At 66.7% G+C, this 9,755-nt stretch carries 9 protein-coding genes; 5 read left to right on the top strand and 4 right to left on the bottom strand.

What is annotated here, in order from left to right; translation table 11 throughout:
• Positions 1–341 precede the first annotated feature (341 nt).
• Entirely contained in the window at positions 342–1,097 is a 756-nt protein-coding gene (gene cobM, locus ACFYTQ_RS12320; RefSeq protein WP_387359767.1) for a precorrin-4 C(11)-methyltransferase, read from the bottom strand.
• 113 nt (positions 1,098–1,210) lie between these two features.
• Between cobM and ACFYTQ_RS12315 the strand changes: the two genes are divergently transcribed.
• The 4 genes from ACFYTQ_RS12315 to ACFYTQ_RS12300 all read left to right on the top strand — a co-directional run bounded on the left by ACFYTQ_RS12315 (position 1,211) and on the right by ACFYTQ_RS12300 (position 6,338).
• Positions 1,211–1,519 carry a hypothetical protein gene (locus tag ACFYTQ_RS12315; protein ID WP_387359765.1) on the top strand — a complete coding sequence of 103 codons (309 nt, stop codon included), beginning with the start codon at positions 1,211–1,213 and terminating at the stop codon, positions 1,517–1,519.
• Positions 1,519–3,909, top strand: coding sequence for a hypothetical protein (locus ACFYTQ_RS12310; RefSeq protein WP_387359763.1), 2,391 nt, complete (start codon positions 1,519–1,521; stop codon positions 3,907–3,909). Before ACFYTQ_RS12315 ends, ACFYTQ_RS12310 begins: the two co-directional genes overlap by 1 nt.
• Positions 3,906–4,475: a hypothetical protein gene (locus ACFYTQ_RS12305; RefSeq protein ID WP_387359761.1), complete on the top strand. Its 570-nt coding sequence runs from the start codon at positions 3,906–3,908 to the stop codon at positions 4,473–4,475. Before ACFYTQ_RS12310 ends, ACFYTQ_RS12305 begins: the two co-directional genes overlap by 4 nt.
• Positions 4,476–4,550: 75 nt before the next feature.
• Entirely contained in the window at positions 4,551–6,338 is a 1,788-nt protein-coding gene (locus ACFYTQ_RS12300; protein ID WP_387359759.1) for an alpha/beta hydrolase domain-containing protein, read from the top strand.
• A 2-nt stretch (positions 6,339–6,340) separates the two neighbouring features.
• Here ACFYTQ_RS12300 and ACFYTQ_RS12295 read toward each other — a convergent pair whose 3' ends face one another.
• Genes ACFYTQ_RS12295 through ACFYTQ_RS12285 form a run of 3 tightly spaced genes read right to left on the bottom strand, consistent with a single transcriptional unit; the run spans position 6,341 to position 8,579 of the window.
• A complete protein-coding gene (locus ACFYTQ_RS12295; RefSeq protein ID WP_387359757.1) occupies positions 6,341–6,766 on the bottom strand; it encodes a PPOX class F420-dependent oxidoreductase in 426 nt (141 codons plus the stop codon).
• A gap of 50 nt (positions 6,767–6,816) precedes the next feature.
• Positions 6,817–7,434 carry a response regulator gene (locus ACFYTQ_RS12290; RefSeq protein WP_387359755.1) on the bottom strand — a complete coding sequence of 206 codons (618 nt, stop codon included), beginning with the start codon at positions 7,432–7,434 and terminating at the stop codon, positions 6,817–6,819.
• Positions 7,431–8,579, bottom strand: coding sequence for a sensor histidine kinase (locus ACFYTQ_RS12285; RefSeq protein WP_387359753.1), 1,149 nt, complete (start codon positions 8,577–8,579; stop codon positions 7,431–7,433). Before ACFYTQ_RS12285 ends, ACFYTQ_RS12290 begins: the two co-directional genes overlap by 4 nt.
• 129 nt (positions 8,580–8,708) lie before the next feature.
• On the opposite strand from ACFYTQ_RS12285, the gene ACFYTQ_RS12280 reads away from it, so the two are divergent.
• Positions 8,709–9,746, top strand: coding sequence for an ABC transporter permease (locus ACFYTQ_RS12280; protein ID WP_387359751.1), 1,038 nt, complete (start codon positions 8,709–8,711; stop codon positions 9,744–9,746).
• Positions 9,747–9,755: the final 9 nt, after the last annotated feature.

Here is a 9,755-nt window from a genome sequence, read left to right as displayed (position 1 = left end):
CCGTAACCTCGCTTCCGAAACGCCCTACAGCGCTCCCCGACGGCACACCGACGCCGACGCTCACTCAATTGTGGCGTCCGGCGGTCGGGGCTCACTTCGAAACTCAATCAGACAAAGATGTTCATAGGACCTATACGCCCCGTAGGCCGATCTTGTTACATGGCCCTGACCATGCCGGTCGGCCGCGGATCGGTCACACACTGAACCTCGCTGATGAACACCGAACCAATCTACCGTTTACGAGCCCCCGGCGGCCAAAAAGCGCCATAGCCGAAGGGCATCGGACCAGGTCCCTCCGGGTGTCGCCGGAAAATTTCGGGATGCGGACATACCGCTCGGTCTCACTCGCCTCCGGACCTGCTCCGGCCCGGATCGTAGAGGTGCGATTGGACACAGTGCACGGACGGTTCGAGCGCGCGCCCCACCAGGATCACCGCCGCCTGCCGCAGCCCCGCCTCCCGAACCCGGTCGGCGATGGTCGCGAGGGTCCCGCGCAGCACGAGCTGTTCGGGCTGGCTGGCCCGATACACGACGGCCGCCGGACAGTCGGTGCCGTAGTGCTCGGCCAGTTCGTCGGCGAGTTCCGCAACACGGGTAATGGCCAGATGCAGCACGAGGGTCGCCCGGGTGCGAGCGAACCCGGCCAGCGCCTCCGACTCGGGCATGGCCGTCGACCGGGCCTGCGCGCGGGTGAGCACGACCGACTGCGCCAACTCGGGCACGGTGAGTTCCGCACCGAGCACCGCGGCGGCGGCGGCGTACGCGGGCACGCCGGGCGTGACGTCCCAGGGGATGGCATGCGCGTCGAGGCGGCGGGCCTGCTCGGTCACGGCCGAATAGGTCGAGGGGTCCCCGGAACACAACCGGGCCACATCCTTGCCCTCGGCGTGGGCTCGGCGGCAGTGGGCGATGATCTGGTCGAGGTTCAGGTGCTGGGTGTCGATCAGCTCGGCGTTCGGCGCGCTGTGGGTGAGGATGTCGGGGTCGAGGTAGGTGCCGGGGTAGAGGCAGACGGGTGACCGTTGGATCAGGTGGACTGCGCGGAGGGTGAGCAGGTCCGCGGCGCCGGGGCCTGCGCCGATGAAGTGGACGGTCATGGGGTGAGTGTAGGGGTGGGGGTGGGGACGTCCGGAAGCGTTCGATGCCCGTCGCAGGGAGATCGACTATCGTCATTTCCCGGACATTCAGGACCAACAGGCGGGGAGTTGGCGTGCTACAGGCCGACATCGATGAGCTTCACAAGCTGGCGGGCACCTTGGCGGCCGCGGCAACGACCATTCGTCAGGTGAAGGCGGCGGTAGCCGCCAGCGGCATCGCCGCGGCCATGCCCGGCAGCGGCCTCGACAGCGTCTGCACCCAAGCGGGCCAGTTCGTGGACGGCGCCTACCAGCGGGTGGCGGGCAAGTTGGAACAGGTCGGCGGGAAGATCGAGACCACAGCGCAGTGGTATCTGGCCAGCGACGCCGATTTCGCCGCGGAGATGCGCAAGTTCGACATCCATCACGCGGGACAGCAGTAATGGTCGCCCCCGGTACCACCACCCTGCTCCTCTCCAAGGTGGAGAAGTGGCGGACATCGGCACTGTCCGACTTCGCGACCGCGCTGGCGACCGCCAACAACGACACCTTCCGTACCAACATCGACAACACGAAGAGGTTCTTCACCGAGGCCGGAAACAGTTGGCAGGGAGCGGCTTACGACGCCGCCTACGACCGGATCGGCGAGGACCACACCCAGGCATCCAAGGTCTGGGCGTATGTGGATGACTTGGTCACAGAGGTGAACGCCGCCGCCTCGACCGTCGAGTCGTACCGAAACGTGTTGCTGGGCAAGGTGAACGAGGCTCGGGCGGCCGGTCTCACCGTCGCCGACAACTGGGTGGTCGCCGAAAAGGAAGGCGTCTCGGCCAGTACCTTGCAATCGCACCAGGACGCGATCAACAGCGCTTTGTGGCCGTTCTTCGACGCCGTCGCCACCGCATGCACCAAGATCAGCGAGGCGGCCGAATTCGTCCGCATCGCAGGCGATCTCTTCGGTTCCGACATCGATGTCGCCGACACGAAGTCCCAGGGCGGCCGCATCGGCTCCGAGGACGGCCGCGCGGTCGCGGACGCCGCCCGCAACCACGACACTGCCAAACTCGACGAGATCGCTTCGCACCTACCGACTTACGCGCTGACGCCGGATCAGATCCAAGCCTTGTCCAACGGACAGGACGTTCCGACGATGCCCGCTGAGCTTCAGGACTACTACAAGGAGTTCTTCGCGGGCGCGGGCAAGGACGGCCTGCTGGCATTGAACGATCGCCTCGATGCCCAGGCGTCCAGTGGTAGCCCGACGAGTGCGGCCGCGGTCACGCAGCAGCGGGCGTTGGCCGATGGGATGATGGCGATCACGAATGAGCATCTGGGGACGGGTAGGGGGCCGGATGGGAAGCTCACGTCGGCGGGTTCGTATACGAATCTGCCGCCGGACATTCGACAGTTGGTCTCGGGGCGGGAGCAGGAACACGATCCGTCGAAGGGGTCGAGCCCTGAGGCGCTCCGGCAGCGCTTCGAAGACCGAGCGCGATTCGCGGACCTGTTGTCCAAGGCAGACCCGGACATGTCCGGTGGCAGAACCTTCAGCACCGAAATAGCACGCCAAGGCGCGAGTATGGCCCAGTACATCGAGGGCGCGGACAAGACCTCCAACGGAGCGATGCCGCCTGGATTCCGCGACGGCGACCACGACAAGATCAAGGACGCTTCGGCAAAACTCTTGAGCGCGGGCACCCGCAACCACGAAGCGAGCTATCAATTACTGACCGGGCGAGACCCGTACACAGGCAACGCCATTCCGGATGATCTGTCTTTCGGAGCGCAGGGCAATGAGTATGCCGCCACGGGTGATTACGACGCCAAGAAATTCACCAACTTCGTCTTCGGGCACGACTGGGGTGACCAGGGGAAACTTCCTGCGACTCTGTTCGACTGGACTGCGGACCATACGCACGACCAAGGCGCGGAAGGAGATTTGGCACGCAAAACCATCGGCGCACTGCCCGACGTGTTCGCTCCAAAAAACGGGGACCGTCTGCTGACCACCGAGAGTGGTACGACCGTGTTCCAGCAGAGCGCCGACGCTTTCAACAAGAATCCCGAACTCGCTAACAGCCTCGCTCGGGTAGCCGCTTCCAATATCGACGCCTTCTCGGGTGTCGCTACCAGTGCGCATGCCGCACCCCCGGCAGTTCCGCTCGAACTCAAGGACTCGGAGCGGCTGTTGTTCCTGGCCAGCCAGACGAATGAAGGGCGCGTCACACTGGACCTCGCCCGCCAAACTTATGACAACGCGGCCCTGTACCAGCTGACGCACGGGGCAGGTTCGGATCCGACGGCAGCGGACGATATCATCAAGAAGATAGCAGGCTTGGACGCCCATATCGACGATGCGGGCCGCAATGCCATTATCTACCAGCACAACAATGATGTTGCTGCGCAGAACGAGCAAGCACAGCATGCTCACGACGATCGACAGAAGATCGGCAACACAGTCAAGGGCTTGGTAGACAATATTCCCGTTCCCGGCGGTGCGGCAGTCAACACGGTGAAGGGCTTGGCCGAGGACCCACTATACGACGCGTTTATGGAAGGTATCAATCCCGATCCGACCCCTGCCAAAGTGCAGTATCCAGACAAGGAAGCGGCTTGGCGGTTCGGTGATAGCAAATTCGGCGATCATCTTGACGAAGCGATAGCGCGAAGCGAGCAACCGCCGTCATCTCAGCAACGAGTCGACATTGTGAATACATATGAGCGCGTGTACAACGACATAGTTGCGGCTAATCTCGTGACCAACAACAACGATCTGGACCAGTTGGCGACCGGCGGCGCCCAGGCACCTAACAGCTCAGAGGGGACGAAGTGAACAAGACGTATGCTTTACGTCACCCCGTGCTGATGACGGCCGTCGCCGTGGCCGCTTCCCTCGCGGGCGGATGCGGGACGACCGATGCGGCAAGGGCGCCGGAAATTCCCTCGCGAATTCAGGTAGCTTTCCGATCCTGCAGTGACATACCGACCGAGATTCTGTCGAATTCCGGATTGACATCCGACCCTCGGCCCGACCCGTCTTCGGAAGAGAGTACTTCCGAAGAGGTGAAGACGAGAGGTTGCACTTATCACGGAAAGAGCGGGGACAATTTGTCGTCATGGGCCGGGATAAGTATCGAAGAAACCAATATGACGACGGATTACTACCGTTTCTATCATCACGAATCTACGGTTCAGCCGCGATTGGTGAGCGGGCAGAAGGCGGTGGTCAAAGCGAGTACTGATTCGAGCATTTCATTGTGCATGGTCCTTGTCGATGTACCGGGAGGTGCGGTGCGGTTCGACACGGGCACGTCGTCCCGGGACGACAAGAGAGACCCATGTCAGATATTGGTCGAGTTCGCCGATGAAGTGACCCCTATCGCGCTCGCGAAGAAGTAGGTCCGGAACTGATAGCGAGGACGCCGGGAATCCCCCTGCTCGCCTCCGGCGCGCTACCGACCATAGACTCACCCCATGGCAGTGGAAGCAGTTCGGGTGCAATCGGTTTCGCCGTACATCGATGACCGGTACGAATTGGTCACGGGGACGGTCGGGTTCGCGGTGGATCCCGGGCACCCGGCTAACGCACGGATCGTCGATCTGGATCGGGTGAAGCGGGATCTCGACGGCAAGGTTCGGTTCGATGCCGATCTTCGGGTGTTGCGGCCGGTGGGTGGGGGGAACGGGGATTTGTTGTTGGTGGTGCCCAATCGGGGGCGGTTGGGGACGTTGCCGTTCAGTCGGGGGGCTGTGGTGGATTTCAGGGATCTCGAGCGGGTCGATCCGGGGGATGGGTTTTTGTTGGAGCGGGGGTGGACGGTTGTCTGGTGTGGGTGGCAGTGGGATGTGCGGAGAGGGGTGGGGAGTTTGGGGGTGACCGTGCCGGAGGTTGCGGTGGGGCCGGGGTGGATGCGGGTGGAGTGGCGGGGGGACAGTGATGAGCGGCGGCATTCGGTGAGTGACACCATGCCGGGGATGGGGGTGTTCTTTCGGTTCTCGGCGTATCCGACGGTGGATGTGGATGATCCGGAGGCGGTGTTGACCGTGCGGACCGCGCCGGGCGGGGAGCGGACCGAGATCCCGCGGGGGGCTTGGCGATTCACCGATTCGACGCATGTCGAGCTGGAGGGGGGATTCAAGGCGTTCCACTGGTACGAGTTGTTCTACCGGACCGAGTTCGCGCCGGTCGTGGGGTGTGGGTTGCTGGCGGTTCGGGATGTGGTGGCGCATTTGCGGTCCGAGGGAGGGATCGAGCGGGCCTTCGGGTTCGGGATCTCGCAGTCGGGGCGGTTTCTGCGGCAGTTCCTCTGGGAGGGGATGAATCTCGACGAGAGTGGGCGTCAGGTATTCGATGGGGTGTTCGCGCATGTTGCGAGTGGGGCGCGGGGAGAGTTCAACCATCGATACGCGCAGCCGTCGTTGACGGGGGTGGACGGGTTCGGGAGTCTGCCACCGTTCGACAATGCGGGATTGCTTGCGCGGCAACGAGAATCGGGAGGCGTGCCGAAGGTGCTGCTGAGCAACAGCGCCTCGGAGTATTGGCGCGGCGACGGCTCGCTGGTGCACGCGCCGGAAGGGGTGGACGCCGACGAGGACCCCGACGTGCGGGTCTACTCGATCGCGGGAACAGATCATTTCGGGCCGAATCCGTTGAAAAGCGTTATGGCGGGCAGCAATCCGCCGCACGACCTCGATTCCCAACCCGTGCTGCGCGCGCTGATGATCGCACTACAACGCTGGGTGTACGAGGGAGTGCCCGCACCGGCCAGCCGGGTCCCGCGCGTGGCCGACGGAACCGCCGTCCCGCCCGAACAGGCGCTCGACCCGTTCGCCCATGTCCCCCACCCGGATCCGGCCCTGCTCCCCCGCATCCACCACCTGGACCTCGGCCCGGACGCCGACCACGGCATCGGCCGCTGGCCGGTCGTCCGCGGCGAGCCCTACCCGAGCCTCGTCCCCGCCACCGACGAGGACGGCAACGAGATAGCCGGTATCCGCCTCCCGGCCGTCGCCGCCCCACTCGCCGTCTACACGGGCTGGAATCCCCGCCGCCCGATCGAGGGCTTGCCGAACGTCCTCTACGAACGCCTCGGCAGCAAACTCCCCTTCCCACCCGACCGCCCCTCGATCACGGAGCGTTACCCGACGCGCGCCGCATACGCCGAAGCGGTGCGTGCGGCGGCGGACCAGCTCGTGACACAGGGTTTCCTGCTGGCCGAGGACGTGGACTGGGTGGTGGCGGAGACCGTGGCCGAATACTGAAGCTATTCCGTCATATTCAGACCGCCCAGGATCTTCGTCGGCCGCACCCGGACCACCAATTCCCCCGGTACCCCATTCCGTTTGCCGAATTCCTCCGCCCGCTCCGGCCCCATGTACCGGGCGGCGATGGCCGTGGCGGTACGGAGAAGTTCGCTGGGGTCTTCGGAAGTCGTTGCGGTGCCTTGGATTTGGAAGTAGCCGTAGGGGGGTTGCTCCAGGTCTACGCAGAGGGCTACGCGGGGGTCGCGGAGGATCGCCTTGCCCTTGGCGGTGGCTTTGCCGGTGTTGAAGACCAGGGTGTCGTCTTCGACGATGAACCAGACGGGGTTGATGACGGGGCGGCCGTCGGTGGTCACGAACGCGAGTTTGGCGGTGCGGGTGCCCTCGGAGAGGAAGTCGCGGACCTGCGGGTCGGTGAGTGAGGCCATGGGGGGAGCGTACGGGGCGGCGGCGGGAACGGGGGTGAAGCGCGGCGGGGTCAGATCGCGCCGCGTTCGCGGGCGCGGGCCACGGCGGAGGTGCGCGATTTGACGCCGAGCTTCGAATAGATGTGCACCAGATGGGATTTCACCGTGGTCTCGCTGAGGAACAACCGTTTGCCGATCTCCCGGTTGGAGTGGCCGTCGGCCACCAGGCGCAGCACCTCGATCTCGCGCGGGCTCAGGGTGGTGTCGGGTTTGCGGACGCGGGTCATGAGTTTGGAGGCGACCGACGGGGACAGCACGCTCTCCCCGGCCGCGGCGCCGCGCACGGCGGCGAGGAGTTCGGCGGGTGGGGTGTCCTTGAGGATGTAGCCGCACGCGCCCGCCTCGATCGCGCCGAGGATGTCGGCGTCGGTGTCGTAGTTGGTGACCACGAGGACGTTCGGCGGGCCGGGCAGCCCGCGCACCGCGGCGGTGGCGGCCACGCCCGAGGTGCCCGCGCCGAAGCGCAGATCCATCAACACCAGGTCCACGGGATGCGCGCGACAGAAGGCGACGGCCTCCTCCGCGGTGGCGGCCTCGCCGACGACGAGGATGTCCTCCCCCGAATCCAGCAGCGCCTTCAGCCCGGCGCGGACGATGGCGTGATCGTCGGCGAGCAGCAACCGGATCACGGCTCCTCCAGCGGGAACGAGACGGTGACCGCGGTGTGGCCGGGTTCGGATTCCACGCTCATGCCGCCGCCCTGCTGTTCGACGCGGCTGCGCATGGCGTTGAGCCCGAATGTGCCGCGCCCGAACACCTCCGGGTCGATCCCGACACCGTCGTCGACCACGTCCAGATGCACGGCGTCGCCCGCGTAGGTGAGCGTGATGCGCATGCGTTCGGCGCGGGCATGCCGGACCACATTCGACACCGCGCCCTGCGCGACCCGCACGAGCGCGGCCTCGACGGGCATGGGCAGCCGCTCGGGTTCGCCCTCGACCAGCACCTGCGCCCGCACCCCGGCCGCGCCCGCGCGCTGGGCGATGCGGTCGAGCGCGTCGGTCAGCGATTGGCCGTCCAGCGGCGCGGGCGTGAGTTCGGCGATGAGCTGGCGGGTTTCGACCAGGCTGTCGGCGGCGGTGTCGCGGGCCAGGCGGATCTGCGGCAGCGCGGGATGATCGGGGGCCGCGCGTTCGGCGGCGTGCAACAGCAGCTGGATGCTCGACAGGCCCTGCGCCACCGTATCGTGGATCTCCTGGGCGAGCCGTTCGCGTTCGGCGAGCTTCCCGGCGGTGCGTTCCTGTTCGGCGAGAGTGGCTCGGGTGGTGAGCAATTCGTCGATGAGGCGCTGCCGGTCGGCGGCCTCGCGGAACAGGGCCCGGTAGCCGAGGCCGATCGCGATAGCCACCAGCGCGGCGACGATCGGGCCGATCACGCCGCCGACGTTCCAGCCCTTGTGCAGTTCGTAACCGAGCACGGCCGCCGCGGTGGCGATCGCGACCGCGAGCACGCCCCACAGCCGGGGCAGCAGATGCAGATACAGGAAGTACAGCGGGAACACCAGGTAGACGGCGTCCGGCACGATCGCCACCAACCCCACCCACAGCAGCGTCAGCACGCCCAGCCACACCCGGGCCGCGATGGGCCGCCCGCGCAGCCGGACGCCCGCGAAGTAGGTGAGCAGGAACACCGCGGCCAGCACGCCCACGGCCCACCGATGTCCGCTGTCGAGCAGCAACCCCCGCACGACCACCACGACCGTCAGCGCCACCATGAGCGCGTGCAGGCCGGCCTGCAACGCGGCGAAGACGGGAGCGAGCGGCGAGCGGTGCACCGTGTCAGCTTATGCGGGGTTATCGGGACGGCATCCATCGAAAGTCGGATTCGGCGGCCATCGCGCGATGGGCCGCGAATGGTTCCCGCGCCCGATGGCACGCGCGCCGATCGCCGACAGGGTGGAGGCATGTTCGTCGCACTCCGGGATCTGCGGGCCGCCCGCGGCCGCTTCCTGCTCATCACCTCGGTCGTCGTGCTGGTCGCGCTGCTGGTGAGCTTCCTGAGCGGGTTGACCGCCGGGCTGGCCCATCAGAACATCGCCGCGGTGCAGCGGATCCGCGGGGACGCGGTGGTCTTCGCCGACACCGGGTCGTCGCCGTCGTTCGACGCGTCGGCGCTGAGCACGGAACAGGTACGGGAATGGCAACAGTCCGGCGGCGTGGTCGATCCGGTGGGTGTGGGCCGGGTCCAGGCCACCCGAGCGGGCGGCGCGCCCACCCTGATCGCCGTGTTCGGAGTGGACGGTGACGCCTTCGGCAAACCAATGGCAACCAGACCGGGGACCGTGGTGCTGAGCGCGCCCGCGGCGAACCGGCTGGGGGCCGCGGCCGGTGATCGGGTCACGATCGGCCCGGCCGAGTTCACGGTGGCGGCGGTAGGCGGCGACGACTGGTACGCGCACACGCCGGTGGTCTGGACGACCCTGGCGGACTGGCGAACCGTGCTGCCGCGCGGCGGCGCGGCGACGGTCCTCGTGGTCTCCGGCGTCCCGCACCCTCCGACCACCGGCACCCGCGCGATCCCCGTTTCCGATGCGCCGCAGGCGATCTCGTCGTACCAGGCCGAGCACACCTCCCTGACCCTCATGACGGTCCTGCTGTTCGCGCTCTCCGCGTTGGTGATCGGGGCGTTCTTCGTGGTGTGGACGATCCAGCGCACCCCCGACATCGCGACGCTGAAGGCCCTGGGCGCCACCACCGGATCCCTGGTGCGCGACGCGCTCGGTCAGGCGCTGCTGGTGCTGGTGCTCGGCGTCGGGCTCGGGGTGGGGGTGACGGCGGTGGCAGCCGGATTCCTCGGCGACGCCGTGCCGTTCGCGCTGACCGCCGCCACGACGCTCACCCCCGCGGCCGCGCTGATCGGGCTCGGCCTGCTGGGCGCGGCGGGCGCGGTGCGCTTCCTCGCCGCCGCCGATCCGCTGACCGCCCTGAACCGGAACCGTTGAGCGACAGGA

It is taken from the genome of Nocardia sp. NPDC004068 (assembly GCF_042874315.1).
Taxonomy (GTDB): domain Bacteria; phylum Actinomycetota; class Actinomycetes; order Mycobacteriales; family Mycobacteriaceae; genus Nocardia.
This window is presented reverse-complemented; position numbering and strand designations above follow the sequence as displayed.